Here is a 16227-nt window from a genome sequence, read left to right on the forward strand (position 1 = left end):
GCCCGCGGTGATTGAGCCCGTCGCAATCACCCCGGCACGGCCTCGACGAGCTCGACCACCGGCCCCGGCACTGGGCCCGGCACGGTCTCGACGAGCTCGACCACCGGCCCCGGCACCGGGCCCGGCACCGGTCCCGGCTACTTCCCTCGCTTCTGCTGGGCGTCGACCAGCACGGCCACGGTGCGGGCGGGAACGGTGATCGTGCCGGTGACCCTGTCCCAGGTCGTGGTCTTGACCACGGCATCCGCGCCCTTCGCCTGAATGGCGCTGAGCTTGTAGGTCTTGCCGGCCAGGTCCGCCAGACGGATGGTCTGCGGCTTCGGGCTCGCGTTGAACACCGTCAGCAGGCCGTCCAGCTTGGGGTCCAGGTCAGCGCCGACGGTGTCGTCGATGTGCATCGCGATGACCCCGGGGATCTGGGTCGGTCCGCCGGCCGGGAACGACAGCTTCTGTTTGATCAGCTTCGCGTCGCCGAGCCGGAACAGCTCGGTCGACTGCTTGAGCCGGAGGAGGTCCTGCGCCTGGTCCGACGCGGCCGTGATGTCGGCCGGGGTCGGCACGAGCGCCGGGTTCGCCAGCAGGGGCCGCTGGATGTCCCACTTGTCCTTGTTCGCGGCAGCCGACGGCAGACCCACCCCGAAGTTGTTCGTCTGCCCGGTCCAGTCGATCCGGTTGAACCAGTCGCCCGAGTTGTAGCTGTCCCGATCGAGGGACTTGGAACGCAGCAGGTCGGTGCCGGCGTGCCAGAGAGACGGCGCCTGGGAGAGAGTCGCGGTGGCCAGGGAAAGGGTGTTCATCCGGACCCGGTCGGTCATCGCAGAGTTGGCCGGCATCTTGAGGGCGAGCAGGTCGAAGAGCGTCTCGTTGTCATGTGCGTCGACGTAGTTGATCACCTCATCGGGCTGGTCGGCGTAACCGGCCGGGGAACCGTTGTAGTCGAGTTCGTCGCCGCGCTTCACCGTGCCGTCGGAGGTGACGAAACTGTAGGAGCGCAGGTTCGCCGCCAGCCCGAGGCGCACGAGGTCGCTCGCCTGGGCAAGCCTGGCAAGCGCCTGCGGAGTGGTGCCGTTGATCGCCGCCCCGTTCGGGTCGGTTCCGAGGCCGGTGCCGAAGCCCTGCTGCTGCACTGTTCCGCCGTCGACGGGGCTGCCGCCGTGCACGGCATCGCGCAACCGGTCGTTGAACGTGCCGATGCCCGTTCCGCCGAGCTGGCCCTGGCTTGCCTGTTCGAACAGGGCGTTGTTCGCGACCTCGCCGAAGTTCCAGCCCTCACCGTAGAGGTAGATTGCTTTTCCGTTCACCCCGTCCTGTTTGGGCGTGAGCCGGTTCAGGGCCGCGCGAACGGCGAGCAGGTTCTGCTTTGAGTGGTGACCCATCAGGTCGAACCGGAAACCGTCGACCCGGTACTCCTTGGCCCAGAGAACGACCGAGTCGACCATGAGCCGTTCCGCCAGCCGGTGCTCGGTGGCCACGTTCTGGCAGCAGGTCGAGGTCTCGACCGCGCCGAGCGGGTTCAGCCGGTGGTAGTAGCCGGGCACGACCTGGTCGAGCACGGACTTGGCGGTCTGGCCGCTCGCCGCGGTGTGGTTGTACACCTCGTCGAGCACGACCTGGAGGCCGTCGTCGTGCAAGGCACCCACCATGCTGCGGAACTCCGCCACTCTGGCCCCGCCGCGCGGGTTGGCCGCGTAGGAGCCCTCCGGCGCCTGGAAGTGCAGCGGATCGTAGCCCCAGTTGAAGCCGTCGGCGTCGGCCGTGGCCTGCACACAGGCCTGCTGCTCCGGCGAGGCCGGTCCGAAGGATTTGAGATCGCAGGCCGGAACGGCCTGCTTGCTCCGGTCCTCCTCGATGGTGGCGATGTCGAAGGTCGGCAGGAGGTGCACGGTGTTGAGGCCGGCCTCTGCCAGCTTCTTCAGGTGCCGGGTGCCCGCACTGTCCACGCCGAACGCGCCGTAGGTTCCGCGGAGCGGCTCCGGCACGGTCTGGTCGGAGATCGAGAAGTCACGCACGTGCAGTTCGTAGATCGACCGGTCGACGGGTTTGTCGATTGTGGGCGACTCGGCCCGTTCCCATTTCTTCGGCCGGTAGTCCCGGTTTGACAGATCGACGAACACCGAGCGGGTCGAGTTGGTCGTCAGGGCCACCGAGTACGGGTCGGTAACCTGATTCACCTCGATCTTGCCCGTGGTCGGCGCGAACACCGTCACCTCGAAGACGAAGGAGGCGTCGGCCCAGCCTTTCGCGCCGGTCGCCGTCCAGGTGCCGTCGGCCTGGCGTTTCAGGGCGACCCGCTCGGGTTCGGCGGCGTCGCCGGCGGTCCAGGCGAGCAGGTCAACCTTCTGGGCGGTCGGCGCCCAGACCGCAACGGTCGGCCGCTTCTTCGACCAGGTGACGCCGAGCGGCCGGGAGACGGCGGCATCCGCGTAGAGGTCGTCGAGCACGCCGGGCAGTCGCACCCCGGTGAGCGCACTCAGCGCGCCGTCGGCGCCGGCCTGGCTGACCTGCAGCTGCGTGGTGAGCAGCCGCTCGATTTCGGCGCGGTCCGTGCCGACCGGGCGCAGCACGACGGAGTTCGCCAGCGCGGGGAACGCCTTCTTCTGCGCGTCGGTCAGGCCCGCTTTGTCGTAGGCCAGCTTCACAGTGGCGCCGCCGGTCACGGCGCCGTCTGCGAGCGTCAGGGTCGCGTCCGGCGAGGTGTGGATGGCGTAGACCAGGTCGGCCGGATCAGCGTTCACCGGCAGCAGGTCGCGTGGCCAGGCCAGCGTCTTCTCGCTCAGCCAGTGGGCGCGCTGCTGACCGGTGCCGGCGAGCGGCGGGTCGGTGGCCAGGACGGTGAGCACGTGGCTGGCCAGGTTGTAGCTGAACGTGGTTTGCTTGCCCTCGGTTACGCTGAAGCCGATGTTGGCGCCGTTCGGTACGCCGTTCGCGCCGTAGTTCTCGGCCCAGCCAAGATTGTGCGCCACCTTGCCCTCATAGCTGCCGGTGGGCAGGGTGCTCGTGCTCCAGGTGAGGATGCCGTCACCGTGGATGTCCTGCAGCCAGGTGGCGAGGCAGTCGGGTTTCCAGTCGCCGGGGCACCCTGCCTCCTCCTGGAAGGACCCGGCCAGGGCGACGATCGGACCCTGCGCCGTGTTTTGGAAGAAGTTGTTGCGCGGGTCGAAGTAGAAGGTCACCGGTCCACCCGGGGCGGTGAAGGCCACGTTCGCGCCGTTCGGCACGCCGCCGGCACCGTAGTTGATGTCCCAGGAACCGTTGATCGCAATCTTGTATTCGTATGCGCCGGCCGGCAGGTCGAAGGTGCCGGCGTAGATGCCGTCGGCGCGCTTGGTGAGCTTCGCGGCCTCGCAGCCGGGCTGCCAGTCGCCCGCACAGCCGATCTCCGAGTCGACGCTGCCGGCGACGGTGACCATGTCGACGGCGGGCGGCGGCGTGCCGGTGTCCGCGAGGGTGACGGTGTTGCCCACCGACACGAAGGTGGACGCGGCTGCATGGTTGCCGGCGGCATCCGTGGTCACCGCGCGATATTCGACCAGGGTGCCCTTCGCGAGTCCGGCGGTGTCGTGGAAGACTCGCGGGCTGGTGTCCTCGGCGGTGCCCAGGGCGGTCCAGGCCGGGGAGCCGACCACGCGCCAGGCGAAGCCGGTCTCGGCCCAGGTGCTCTCGTCGACCGTGGCGGCGACCGGTGAGACTCCGGATACGCCGGCGCCGGCCTTCGGGACGGCGACCGTGATCGCGGCGGCCATGCTCGGCGCCGTGACCGGGCGATCGGCGACGAGCACGACCGAACCGAGCGCGGGAACGGTCACCGAGAGCTCACCTGTGGCGGTGGCGGTGACGGGGGTGCCGGCTCCGTAGAGCACGGAGAAGGCCGCGTTGTCGGTGAGGGTCGGCACCGTGACCGTTCTGGCGGCAGCCGAGTTGTTGACGGCGACGAGGTGCTCAATCTTTTCGGTGCGGTCGACCCGGCTGAAGGCGTAGATGCCGGCTCCGGTGTCGGTGTAACGCTCGATCTGCGCGCCGGTGGCCAGCGCCGGGTGGTCCTTCCGAAGCTTGGAGAGGGCGCTGATGTGGGTGTACAGCGGGGCAGCGGTGCCGAAGCGGTCGACCGACCCGGCCGTCTCCCCCGTGATCAGCGGCTGGTTCGTGTAGTCGGTGACCTTGCTGGCGAACAGGGACTGGCGGGCGTCCTTGTCACCACCGGCGCCGGCGAAGCCCTGCTCGTCGCCGTAGTAGACGACGGGCTGGCCTCGGGTCAGGAACATGAGTTCGTGGGCGAGTTTGTCTCGCTGTACCGGGGAGTCGGTGCTTTTCAGGAACGAGCCGATCCGGCCCATGTCGTGGTTGCCGAGGAAGGTCGGCAGGGCGTAGGCGTTGGAGTGGGGGGTCGTGTACCGGTCGTCGCCCGCGAACAGCTGGCTGAGACCCTTGGCCGAGTTACCGGCCGCAAAGCTCGTGGCCTGCGACTGGAAGCCGAAATCGAGGACCGAGCTGAGGTCGGTCCCCCGCACGTAGGGAGAGGTCTTGGCGGCATCCGCGTCGTACACCTCGCCGAACATGAAGAAGTCGGGCTTGCCCTTGGAACGTGCGTAGTCGCGTACAGCGGTGGACCAGGTCTGCCAGAACTCGAGGTTGACATGCTTGACGGTGTCGATGCGGAAACCGTCGATGCCGAGGTCGACCCAGGTTTTGTAGATGTCGATGAAGCCGTTGACGACGGCCGGGTTCTCCGTCATCAGGTCGTCGAGGCCGGAGAAGTCACCGTCGAGCGCGCTCTCGCCCTCAAAGGTCGAGTTCCCGCGGTTGTGGTACAGCGTCGGGTCGTTCAGCCAGGCCGGGACCTTGCGGTGCGCGTTCTCGGCACTGAGCGTCGGCGTGTAGGGGAACGAGGTCGTGTCCAGCACGGGGAAGTCGGCCTTGCCGGCGTAGTCGGACGGATCGAAGGCGACGCCGGCGGCGGTCCTGTACGGGGAGGTGGCCTTGTCGATGTAGCTGTACTTCTTCTGGGCGTTATCGATCAGGTCTGCGGTGTGGTTGGTGATGATGTCGAAGAAGACCTTGATGCCGCGGGCGTGGGCGTCGGCGATGAGGGCCTCGAGGTCGGCGTTCGTTCCCAGGTGTGGATCGATCCGGGTGAAGTCGGTGATCCAGTAGCCGTGGTACCCGGCCGAGGCGTTCACTCCGGAGCCCTGCACCGGGTTGTTCATGAACGACGGGGTGAGCCAGAGCGCCGTGGTGCCCAGTCCCTGGATGTAGTCGAGGGAGGAGCGGAGCCCCGCAATGTCGCCGCCGTTGTAGAAGCCCTTGTTGGTGGGGTCGAAGCCCGAGACGAGCGGATCGGCGCCGAGACCGGCGGTGTCGTTGGTCGGGTCGCCGTCTTTGAACCGGTCGGTCATCACGAAGTAGAACTGCTCGTCGCTGCCGGGTTCGCGGATGGGGGCGGCCGCGAGCGGGGCATCCGCTCCGGAGTACGGACCGGCGAGGGAGAGAGCGTCGAGACCGACCCGTTTCTTGGCGAGGTCGAAGGTGAACCGCAGGGTGCTCTCGCCCGCGATGGTCAACGGGATGTTGTCCGCGCCGCCGTCGAGTCCGTAGGCGACATCCCAGGTGCCGTTCAAAGCGACCTTGTAGTCGTAACTGCCCGCGGGGAGGGTGAACTCGGCCGCCCAGACACCGTCGGTGCCGGTCGGGGCGAGCCCGGTGGCCGCGCAACCCGGTTGCCAGTCCTCGGCGCAGCCGAGTTCGCTCTGGAGGCTCCCGACCAGGGCTACGGTCGGAGCGGCCGCCACCGCGGCGATCGGAGCGAAGACGAGGCCGGAGACGATGATCGCCCCGGAACCGATCGTGGCCAGGATTCGGCGCGCAGCGGTGCGATTGGTCAGCATTGACTCTCCCCGTTCGGCGCCGAGCGGCGCAAAGGACAACAGGTCAGACGCTACTCCGCACCGCGCCAATCCTGCAAGCGTTTACACGGGTTTTGTTGGGGATCGGTCCATTTCGACCGAATCGAGGGAAAACACCCTCGTTGGAGCGCCAAATCGATGCCCGGGGGCAACTCAGCGGTCTGCAAACGTTTGCAAAGAATCGGTGCTTCGACGCGGATGTGACGCCCGGCATCCGCGGCTGCCCTGCCTCCGGCTTTCCCTCCCCCGCCGCCTTCTTCCACCCGGGGATGCTAGACAGAAGCATGACCTCGATTCACGGAGCCGCTCACGTCTATCGCGGTCACGTCTTTCACATTGCCGGCTCGCCCACCGTTTCGGAGGCGAGGCGCCATCTCGTCTCGCTGCCCGGCGGCGCCCTCGTCACGAGGGAGGGCCAGGTCGCCTGGGTCGGCGACTTCGACCTGCTCCCCCGGGAGTTCGCCGGCGTCCCGGTCACCGATAACCGGGGCGGGTTCATCCTGCCCGGATTCGTCGACACCCACCTGCATTTCCCACAGACGTATTCCACGGATGCCTACGGCGGCGGGCAGCTGCTGGAGTGGCTGGACAACTGCGTCTTCCCGGCCGAGTCCCGGCTGGCCGACCCGGAGTTCGGCGCCCGGATCGCACAGGATTTCACCCGCCGGCGGATCGCGGCGGGCACCACGAGCGCCCTGGTCTTCGGGTCGGCGTTCCCAGACGCCCAGGATGCCCTGTTCGCCGAGTCGGAGCGGGCCGGCCTGCGCCTGGTCAGCGGCCGCGGCATCCAGACCATCGGCTCCGAGTCGTCGCGGGCGTTGCTGACCGGCGAGGCCGAGGCACTGGACCTCGTCACGGCGGAGATCGACCGCTGGCATGCGGTCGACACCGGCGACCCGGCCACGGCGTTGCTGCAGGTGGCGGTCGTTCCCCGGTTCAGCCTGTCCGTCACGCCGACCACGCTCGCCGGGCTCGGCGAGCTCTACGACCACGTGCGCGGCCGGGGCGTGTACTTCCACAGCCACCTGAATGAGAACAACCGGCCGGGCACCGGCGAGATCGACGCGGTCAAGGCGATCTACCGGGTCGATAATTACCTCGACACCTACGACGGCCGGTTCCTGCCCGGTTCGGTGCGCGGCGGGTCGAGCCTGCTCGGTCGCCGGAGCATCCTGGCCCACGCCGTGCACTGCGAGGATGCCGAACTCGCCCGGCTCGCCGAAACCGGCACCTCCGTCGCGCACTGCCCGACCTCGCAGCAATTCCTCGGCTCCGGCACGATGCCGTGGCTGCGCACGACGGGGTTCGGGGTGAACGTGGCGATCGGCTCCGACATCGGCGCGGGCGACGAATGGCTGGTCTCCCGGGTGCTCAACGACTGCTTCAAGGTGCACCTGTCCGAGCCCGGCGACGCCGGGCTGTCGATCGACCCGGCGGCCCTGCTCTTCACCGGCACGCTGGCCGGCGCCCGCGCCCTTGACATGGAAGCCCGCTTCGGCAACTTCGACGTCGGCAAGGACGCGGACTTCCTGCTCATCGAACCGGACCGCTGGGAGCCGCTCGCGAGCGTGCTCGAGCGGGGCATCCGTGCCGACGACGTGGAAATGGCCACCGACCAGACCCTGTTCGCCCTGCTGCTGGCGTTGCGCCAGCCGGCGATCACCGGCGTCTTCGTGCGCGGCCGACAGGTAGTGGCGCCGGAGCCGGACGATCAGTCGCAGGCGGCCGCGCGCGTGACCGGGCGGCCCGAACGGGCCTGAGGTCCCGGACGTGCCCACCCGTGCGGGTGTTGGGCCGGTGTTCCCCCTTCGACTGAGCCGGCTCCGCCACCGGACCGGTACTGACGGATGCTGATGCTGATACTGGCGCTGGCGCTGGCGCTGATGCTGATGCTGGCGCTAATCCGCCGGAGGCCTGCCGGACGTGCGAAGCACCGCCGGGGAGCGACCCGCGTTCGACCACGGGCCAGCCAGGTCGATCACCGTGATCGCGGAGGTCGGCATCGGCACGGACTCCCCGGTCAGCAGCGAGGCCAGGTTTTCGATCCCCGGGTTGTGACCGACCAGGACGACGGTCACCGCGTCGTCGGGCAGGTCGCGCACCACGCCGAGCAGTTGCCCGGCCGAGGCGGCATAGGTCCGATCGTCGACCTGGGTCGGCGGTGTGCGGCCGAGTTCCGCCGAGACCAGCTCCCAGGTGCTGCGCGCCCGGTTCGCCGGCGAGACGACCGCGAGATCGATGCCGGGGATGCTCCTGGCCAGCCAGGCACCGGCCCGCGGCGCCTGGTGCCGTCCCCGGCCGTTGAGGGGACGGTCGATGTCGGCCTCGTCGCCCGACCAGTCGGACTTCGCGTGCCGCAGCAGGATCAGGGTGCGCTCAGGCACGGGCGAATGCCCCGTGGGCCGATGGTCCGTCGTGTCGCTTCGCCATGGCCACAGTCTGTCACCGTTCGTTCGGCCGCAAACGCCTCGATTCCGGGCCCGGTCGCCCTACCCGCCCGGTCGCCCTACGATGGCAGGCATGACGCCCCTCTCCCCGCAGGTCGCCGGCCTGGTGCTCGCCGCCGGTGCCGGCTCCCGCTACGGCCGGCCGAAGGCTCTCGTCGTGACGGAGGACGGCCGGTCCTGGCTGGTCCGGGCGGTTGAGACGCTCGCCGCCGGCGGCTGCAGCCCGGTCATCGTCGTGCTCGGGGCCGGCGCCGACGAGGCGGAGGCCCTGCTGCGCCGTTCCGGGGCCGGGGCGGAGCGTCCGGTGGTCGTGCGCGCCGAGGACTGGGCCGACGGGCTCTCCGCCTCGCTCCGGACGGGTCTGCGGGCCGCGGCCTCCCTCCGTCCCGGCCCCGTCGCGGTGGCGGTCGTCCCCGTGGACGTTCCCGGGCTGGCCGAGGCCACCGTCCGCCGGCTGATCGCCTCGGCACCGCTCGGCCCGACACGGCTCAGCCCGGCACCGCTCGGTCCGGACACGCTGAGGCAGGCCGGATTCGATGGCCGGCCAGGGCATCCTGTCCTGATCGGGCGGGCACACTGGAACGGCCTCGTCGCCTCCCTGGCCGGGGATACGGGCGCCCGTCCCTACCTGGTCGCGCACGGTGCCGTGCCAGTGGAGTGCGGCGACCTGGAGACCGGGGCCGACGTCGACACCCCCTGACGTCGCCCGTCGGCGCCGCTTCCGCACGATGCTGGGCCGCGCGGCGCCTCGGACCCGGTGGAATTCCGCTCACCGTCGTGGGAGCCTTGAGAGGTGCCGAAGACTGTCGAACGCCCCGATCTGCAGGAGACGGTGTCACTGGACCGCCCGTGGATCACGATCGTCTGGGACGACCCGGTGAACCTGATGTCCTACGTCGCCTACGTCTTCCGCAGCTACTTCGGGGTCACCGCCGAGGAGGCTGAGCGCCTCATGCTGCAGGTGCACAACACCGGCCGGGCCGTGGTCGCCACGGGCAACCGGGAAGCCATGGAACGGCACGTCGAGGCCATGCACGGCTACGGCCTGTGGGCGACGCTGGCCAGGGCCGACTCGTGATGCAGTTCGAGCCGGCCGCGGCAGGTCGGGTGTCCGCGCACTTCGAACTGGTCGAGGTGGGCCTGCTCCGCCTCGCCACGAGCCAGCTGGTGGAGCTGCTGGAGGCCGCTGATCCGCACGCGACCGGCACGGCCGCCGATCCGGCCCTGAAACGGCTGCTCCCGGATGCCTACCAGGGCGACCCGGAGGCCGCGGCGGAGTTCCGTCGGTTCACCGCCGGCGATCTCCTCGACCGCAAGGTCCTCAATGCGAGGGTGGTTCTGGCGACCCTGGGTGAGGAGCCGCTTGACCCGATCTCCGACGAACCGGACGAGGCGCTGCTCCACGACTTTCCGGACGACGCCCCGCTGGCGATCGTGCTTGACCTGCCCGACGTTCAGTCGTGGCTGCGCACCCTCACCGACCTGCGCCTCACGCTGGCCGAGCGCCTCAACATCGGTCCGGACGGCCGGCCGCAGCGAGACGACGAGGAGGTTCCGTTCCTGAGCGACGTCTACGAGTGGTTCGGCATGGTGCAGGAGGCCCTGGTCTACGCCATCGACGTGTGACGGGGGTGCGACGCGGAAGCGCTCAACCGACTGCGGGAACGGCCAGGAGCGCCTCACGGGCGCGACGCGGCCCCTCACCGTCGGCCAAGGATGCCCGAAGCCGGTCCAGGCTCAGCCTGGCCGCGCCGTCGAGGGCGAGCAGAGCCTCGGCCGCCGCTCGCAGTTCGCCGGCCGTGACGACGTTCGGATCGAAGGAGAGACCGAATCCCACCGCCTCCAGGGCGGCGGCGCCGGCGAACTGGTCGGTCGAGAACGGGAGCACGAGCAGGGGAACCCCGGCGGTCATCGCCTCGGTGACGCTGTTGTTGCCGCCGTGGGTGACGGCCAGGGTGGCATGGCGGAGCAGGGTGACCTGGGGCAGGAAAGCGCGCACCAGCCAACTGCCGGGGATCGGCCCGAGCTCGGCCGGATCGGTCGCGCCGGTCGCGATGGCGACCCGCACGCCCAGCCCGCACAGCGCCTCCACAACCCGGGCGAGCACGTCGCCGCGCACCGAGAGAAAGCTGCCGAAGCTCACGTAGACGACCGGCAGGTCGCCGGCCGCCAGCCACCGGTCGACCTCGCCGTCGGCTGCCTCCTCGCGCACCGCAGAGCCGAGGAAAGCGTGCGGCGGCAGCAGCGCGGTGCGTGCCGGGTCGTGCAGTTCGGCCGGGTAGTTGAGCAGGAGTACGTCGCCCGACTCCGTGAAAGCATCGCGTGTGGGGGTCGCCGCAGGGTCGAGGCTCCGCAGGGCACCGTTCCACTGGGCGGTGAACGCGGCGCTCACGTTGTCACAGGCCAGGTGCAGGGCCTCGAGCGCGGCCGGGTGGGGCCGGAACGCCACCGGCCACTCCGGCGGATAGCCATAGACCTCGTCGCCCACCGGCAGCGCGGACGGGTGTCCGAGCACGACGTCGGCGTGACGGATGCCCGCACTCTGCAGCGCGAGCCTCGCACTGAACGCGAGGTGGTCGACGATCACGTGGTCGGGCTGCACCTCCGTCACGATCCGCTGCACCTCGCGCGCGACCTCGACCGGGTTCCAGAGCAGGTCGTTGCTGCGCGCCTCGGCCTGGAACAGGAGTGTCTCCACCATGCCGCGGCGGGTCGCGGCGAAGAACCCGCGGAGAGCGTCGTCTTCGCCGCTCGGCTGCTGCTCGGCCCGGATGGTGCCCGGATTCGAGCCACGGCCCAGTTGCAGGTTGATCCGTTCGAAACCGAACACTCGCACAATGTCAGCCGTGGCGGGGCCGCTGGCCACGACCACCCGTTCGCCGGCCTGCTGCCAGGCAGTGCCGAGGGTGGCCAGGGGAAAGAGATGGGAGGCGTAATCGGGGCTGATGATCAGCAGTGTCATCTCAGGCTCCGCATCAGGACAGGCTCATCGCCCAGGCGTTCGGTCCGTCGGTGACGGAGACCTCCCGGTAGACGGCGGCCAGCGTGGACGCCATGGCCTGGATCGTGAACGAGCGGGCCACCATCACGCGGGCGCGTTCGGCGAACTCCGGCCCGAACGGTCCGGAGGCGATCGTGAGGGCGTCGGTGATCCCCCCGGCCAGCGCGGCCGGGTTGCCGGTGTCCACGAGGAAACCCGTCACCGCCTCCTCCACGTAGGTGGCTGGGCCGCCGGCGTGCGGCGCGACCACCGAGAGGCCGGTCGCCATGGCCTCGAGCAGCGCGATCCCGAATTCCTCTTTCACGCTCGCACAGACATACACGCCGTTCGGGGCGGCCAGACCGGGACGGCCGGAGCGCACTGCCGCCAACCAGCGGGCCACGGTGTCGTTGCTGCGATGCCCGGCGAGCAGCAGCCCCCGCCCCGCGGCCTCGGCGAGCGGAACGGCCGCGTTCATCCGGTCCAGTTGCGCGCGCTCGTCGGCCGACGGAGTGCGCAGGTCCCCGCCGACAATGAGCAGGTTGCAGGCCGCGGACAGCGCCGGATCCGTCGACCAGGCGTCCACGAGCGCGGCCATGCCCTTCACCCGATGCAGCCGACCCACCGTGATGGCGAGCGGCAGCCCCCGTCGTTCGGGCGGGAGGGTGGAGAGAAGGTCGTCGAGCTCGGTGAATGCCACGGCGCCGGCCTCGCTCAGCCGATCCGGCCCGGCAGCGTCAACGGACGCCGCAGCATCCGCGAGGGAACGCTCGATCACGGCCAGGTCGATGCCCTCAGCGATCACCGAGTGGCGTTCCGGATGCTGCCGGATGTCGATTCCGACGAGCTCGCGCATGTCGCGCTGCAGGTCGGGCCGAGGGAAGAGCACGGTGTGGGCGGCATCCGCTGCCAGCCGCTGCACCAACCGCACCCGGAACCAGAAGTGCTCGGCCTCGTCGATGGTGCCGAAGTTCGCGCGGGTCAGGGCGCCGGCGGCATCCAGCGAGTGGATGACGCTGTGCGGGTCGGGTGCCACCGTGAACACGATGGGGATGTCCAGCTCGCGGGCCACGGTGGATGCGGCGAGAGTGCCTACATCCGCCATCCGCAGGTGGATCGCGTCGACCGTGCCTGCTGCGCGGAGGATGCGTCTGATGCCGCGCTGGGTGGCGATCCGGCGCGGCCAGGCGTCGATCGAGGCGACCGGCCCGCCGAGGAACGGGACGGTCGCGAGGGCGTGCCCGGCCAGGGTGGAGCCGACCTCGGAGAGGCAGTCCAGGCCGCCGCCGAAGTCACCCCTGGAGAGCGTGAGTACCCGCTCGACCCGCTGCTCCCCTGGGGCATCCCCGCCGTCGGGCATGAGGGCGTCCTCGCCCGGCGTCGGGCCGGCGACGAGGGCATCGCCGAGGCGCACGAGCAGGGTCGCGATGCCTCCGTTGTCGCCGGCGCCGACCTGGCTGAGGTCACGGTCGATGTCGGCGTGCAGGAAGAGCTGGGCGATGGTGGCTCCCTGGCTCCACGGCGCGCGAGGATAGCCGGGCACGGTCAGGTCGACCAGGGCGAGCCTGGCGACCTCGGCGAGCACGTCATCGCCCAGGGCGAGGTCGGTGACGATCGCGATGTTGACGTCGTTCGGGCCGAGGTCGCCGAGGGCGGCGATCGCGGCCACGCGCACCACGGTCGCCTCGGCCGGCTCGGTGGCGATGCGGCGCAGCAGGCGTTCCGGAATGCGGCCGGTGACGAGGCCGATCGTCTCGACCAGGCGGGACCGGGCGCCCGGTTCGACCACGCCCACCAGGGCACCCTCGAGGGCGAGGCCCACATGCTCCGGCACCGAGGACGCCCACTGTTCGAGGGTGCGCTGGGCGATCATGCCGGGGAAGCCGCCGGCGACGACCATGGTCACCAGTCCGGCGACGGCGTCGAGGCGGGGAAGGCGGGCGCCGAAGGCCCAGGCCGTGTGCTCGCGAATGAACGGGGTGTCGTGGCCGAGCAGCGAGACCAGCACATCGTCCGCCGACTCGTCGAAGACCTGGGCGAGCGAATGGATCGCCGCGATCGCAGTGAGCTGGTCGCCCGGGTCGACCGCAGCCTGGGCGAGCAGGCGGACGGCCCGAACGCCGCCGTCCCTGCTCGCGGCGACGGTCAGGTCGTCGGCGGCACGGATGCCCTCGAGGATCGAGCGCGCCTGGCGCATGGTGTCCAGGGTCGTATGGGTTCCCACGGAGTGTTCTCCCTGTCGTCGGGTGCGGACGGTCGGCGGGTGCGGGCGGTCGGTGTCTGCGGGCGGTCGGCGGTTGCGACCAATGGTGTTGACGATGATACTTCGGATCGGGAATCCATTCGGATTGCCCACCGGCGAATTTACCCCCTTGTGAGTAAACGCCATTTGCCTGACCAGTGAGCAGATACCGGCTGGGAATCAGCCGAGACTCCCCCGGCGGGTTTACCGGCCGGTCACAGGGGGCAGGATGGATGCATGACACGTCGTGCACCGATCGAAGACATCAACGAGAACAATCTGCGCGTCACGAAGCCGAAGAAGTCCGCGGCCGGGCTGGAGGCCGTGGTCGTCGCGCTCGAACGCGGCGTCGCGCAGGCAGGTGTCACCCGCACCGCCCGCGCGTTGCTGCGGTTGAACCAGCGCGACGGCACTGACTGCCCCGGCTGTGCCTGGCCGGAGTCGCAGGGCCACCGCAAGACCGCCGAGTTCTGCGAGAACGGCGCGAAGGCCGTCGCCGAGGAGAGCACCCTGCGCACGGTGACCCCGGCGTTCTGGGCCGAGCACGGGATCGAAGAGCTCGCCACCAAGACCGAGTACTGGCTCGGCAACCAGGGCCGGATCACGCATCCGGTGGTTATCCGTCCCGGCGACACGCACTACTCCCAAATCTCCTGGAACGACGCGTTCGAACTCATCGGCGAGCAGATCCGGGCGACGACGCCGGACCGCACCGTCTTCTACACCTCGGGCCGTACCGCCAACGAGTCGGCATTCCTCTACCAGCTGTTCGCCCGATCGATCGGCACGAACAATCTGCCCGACTGCTCCAACATGTGCCACGAATCCTCCGGCTCCGCGCTGAACCCGACGATCGGCATCGGCAAGGGCACTGTATCCCTCGAGGACATCCACCACGCCCAGCTGATCCTGGTCGTCGGCCAGAACCCGGGCACCAACCACCCGAGGATGCTGTCGGCCCTGAAGGAGTGCAAGGACAATGGCGGCCGGGTCGTCGCCGTCAACCCGCTGCCGGAGGCCGGGCTGTTCAACTTCAAGGACCCGCAGTCGGTGTCCGGACTGATCGGCGACGGCACCGCCCTCGCCGACGAATACCTGCAGATCAAGGTCGGCGGGGACCTCGCCCTGTTCCAAGCCCTCGGTCACCTGCTGCTTGAAGAAGAGGAGAGGGTGCCGGGCTCCGTCGTCGACGCGGAGTTCGTGGCGGCCAACACCCAGGGCATCGAGGATTACCGGGCCGCCCGCAAGACCATCGACTGGGCGGAGACGGAGAAGGCCACCGGCCTGACGGTGCTGCAGATCAGCACTGTGGCGCGCATGCTGGCGGACTCCCACGCCACTATCATCTGCTGGGCGCTGGGCCTGACCCAGCAGCCTCACTCGGTGAACACGCTCAAGGAGATAATCAACCTGCTGTTGCTGCAGGGTAACTTCGGCAAGCCCGGCGCCGGCGCCTGCCCGGTGCGCGGCCACTCCAATGTGCAGGGCGACCGCACCATGGGCGTCTGGGAGAAGCCGAAGGAGCCGATGCTGGCGGCGCTCGATGCGGAATTCGGCATCGAGTCCCCGCGCGAGCACGGTCTCGACTCGGTGGACACAGTCGAGGCATTCGAGAACGACGATGTTGACGTCTTCATCTCGATGGGCGGCAATTTCGCTCTCGCCTGCTCCGACACCGAGGCCCTGGAGGCCGCGATGCAGCGGGTCGGCCTGACCGTGCATGTGTCGACCAAGCCCAACCGGTCGCACATCATGCACGGCAGGATCTCCCTGATCCTGCCCACGCTCGGGCGAACGGACACCGACGACAAGCACCCCGGCGGCCGCCAGGTACTCTCGATCGAGGACTCGATGTCGGTGGTGCGCACCACGCAGGGGCGCCTTGACCCGGTCTCCGAGCATCTGCTTGCCGAGCCGGTCATCGTCGCCCGGATGGCCAGTGCCACCCTCGGTGCCGACCACGTGATCGACTGGAAGGCCATGGCCGACGACTATGACGTCATCCGTGACCGTATCTCTCGGGTGATCCCGGGCTTCGACGATTTCAACACGCGCCTCAAGACGAAGAACGGCTTCGTGCTGCCCAACCCGCCGCGCGACACCCGCAGCTTCGCCACGGACATCGGCCGGGCCCGGTTCACGGTCAGCCCGCTCGAGTACCTGACCCCGCCGCCCGGGCACCTGATCCTGCAGACGATGCGCAGCCACGACCAGTACAACACCACCTTCTACGGGCTCGACGACCGTTACCGCGGCATCTCCGGCGGCCGCCGGGTCATTCTCATCCACGAGGATGACGTCACCGAGCTGGGGTTCACGGACCGCGACATGGTCGACGTGATCAGCACCTTCCGTGGCGAGGAGCGCCGGGCGAACGAGTTCCGCCTGGTGGTCTACCCCACCCCGCGCGGCTGTGCGGCGGCGTACTTCCCCGAGGCGAACGCCCTGATGCACCGGGAGCTGGTCGCCCGCGAATCGAACACCCCCGGCTACAAGGCGATGGCCGTGCGGTTCATCGCGCACGAGCCGGCCGGCGTGCCGCAGCTGGGCTGACCTGACCCAACCCGACCCGACCCGACCCGACCCGACCCGACCCGACCCGACCCGACCCGCGCACCGCCGCGCCCGTTTCCGCAGCCCGCGACCGCCACCGCCGTC

The 16227-nt window shown here is 69.7% G+C and carries 9 protein-coding genes; 5 read left to right on the forward strand and 4 right to left on the reverse strand.

The window, feature by feature from the left end:
• Window positions 1–137: 137 nt before the first annotated feature.
• Window positions 138–5882: a pullulanase-type alpha-1,6-glucosidase gene (pulA, locus tag E3O19_RS07685; RefSeq protein ID WP_134566719.1), complete on the reverse strand. Its 5745-nt coding sequence runs from the start codon at window positions 5880–5882 to the stop codon at window positions 138–140.
• A gap of 302 nt (window positions 5883–6184) precedes the next feature.
• Between pulA and E3O19_RS07690 the strand changes: the two genes are divergently transcribed.
• Window positions 6185–7660 carry an amidohydrolase family protein gene (locus E3O19_RS07690; RefSeq protein WP_134566721.1) on the forward strand — a complete coding sequence of 492 codons (1476 nt, stop codon included), beginning with the start codon at window positions 6185–6187 and terminating at the stop codon, window positions 7658–7660.
• Between the two features lie 138 nt (window positions 7661–7798).
• Here E3O19_RS07690 and E3O19_RS07695 read toward each other — a convergent pair whose 3' ends face one another.
• Window positions 7799–8284: a SixA phosphatase family protein gene (locus tag E3O19_RS07695; protein ID WP_198413883.1), complete on the reverse strand. Its 486-nt coding sequence runs from the start codon at window positions 8282–8284 to the stop codon at window positions 7799–7801.
• A gap of 136 nt (window positions 8285–8420) precedes the next feature.
• Between E3O19_RS07695 and E3O19_RS07700 the strand changes: the two genes are divergently transcribed.
• From E3O19_RS07700 to E3O19_RS07710, 3 genes are all read left to right on the forward strand, one after another.
• On the forward strand, window positions 8421–9047 hold the full coding sequence (locus E3O19_RS07700; protein ID WP_134566725.1) for a nucleotidyltransferase family protein: 627 nt from the start codon (window positions 8421–8423) through the stop codon (window positions 9045–9047).
• Between the two features lie 93 nt (window positions 9048–9140).
• The gene (gene clpS / locus E3O19_RS07705) at window positions 9141–9425 is read left to right on the forward strand and encodes an ATP-dependent Clp protease adapter ClpS (protein ID WP_241974927.1); all 285 of its coding nucleotides are present in this window, start codon (window positions 9141–9143) and stop codon (window positions 9423–9425) included.
• On the forward strand, window positions 9425–9973 hold the full coding sequence (locus tag E3O19_RS07710) for a DUF2017 family protein (RefSeq protein ID WP_241981269.1): 549 nt from the start codon (window positions 9425–9427) through the stop codon (window positions 9971–9973). The genes clpS and E3O19_RS07710 overlap by 1 nt, the downstream gene beginning before the upstream one ends.
• A 22-nt stretch (window positions 9974–9995) precedes the next feature.
• On the opposite strand, the gene E3O19_RS07715 is transcribed toward E3O19_RS07710, so the two are convergent.
• Window positions 9996–11309, reverse strand: coding sequence for a nucleotide disphospho-sugar-binding domain-containing protein (locus E3O19_RS07715; protein WP_134566729.1), 1314 nt, complete (start codon window positions 11307–11309; stop codon window positions 9996–9998).
• 13 nt (window positions 11310–11322) lie between these two features.
• Window positions 11323–13551, reverse strand: a complete 2229-nt coding sequence (locus E3O19_RS07720; protein WP_134566730.1) for a glycosyltransferase — start codon at window positions 13549–13551, stop codon at window positions 11323–11325.
• A 255-nt stretch (window positions 13552–13806) separates the two neighbouring features.
• On the opposite strand from E3O19_RS07720, the gene E3O19_RS07725 reads away from it, so the two are divergent.
• A complete protein-coding gene (locus tag E3O19_RS07725; protein WP_134566732.1) occupies window positions 13807–16122 on the forward strand; it encodes an FdhF/YdeP family oxidoreductase in 2316 nt (771 codons plus the stop codon).
• Window positions 16123–16227: the final 105 nt, after the last annotated feature.

Origin of the sequence: Cryobacterium algoritolerans (assembly GCF_004402785.1) — a bacterium.
GTDB classification, from domain to species: Bacteria; Actinomycetota; Actinomycetes; order Actinomycetales; family Microbacteriaceae; genus Cryobacterium; species Cryobacterium algoritolerans.

Coding starts and splice junctions, on each gene's coding strand:
- pulA (WP_134566719.1), bottom strand. CDS start 5,882: ATGCTGACCAATCGCACCGCTGCGCGCCGAATCCTGGCCACGATCGGT.
- E3O19_RS07690 (WP_134566721.1), top strand. CDS start 6,185: ATGACCTCGATTCACGGAGCCGCTCACGTCTATCGCGGTCACGTCTTT.
- E3O19_RS07700 (WP_134566725.1), top strand. CDS start 8,421: ATGACGCCCCTCTCCCCGCAGGTCGCCGGCCTGGTGCTCGCCGCCGGT.
- E3O19_RS07710 (WP_241981269.1), top strand. CDS start 9,425: ATGCAGTTCGAGCCGGCCGCGGCAGGTCGGGTGTCCGCGCACTTCGAA.
- E3O19_RS07715 (WP_134566729.1), bottom strand. CDS start 11,309: ATGACACTGCTGATCATCAGCCCCGATTACGCCTCCCATCTCTTTCCC.
- E3O19_RS07725 (WP_134566732.1), top strand. CDS start 13,807: ATGACACGTCGTGCACCGATCGAAGACATCAACGAGAACAATCTGCGC.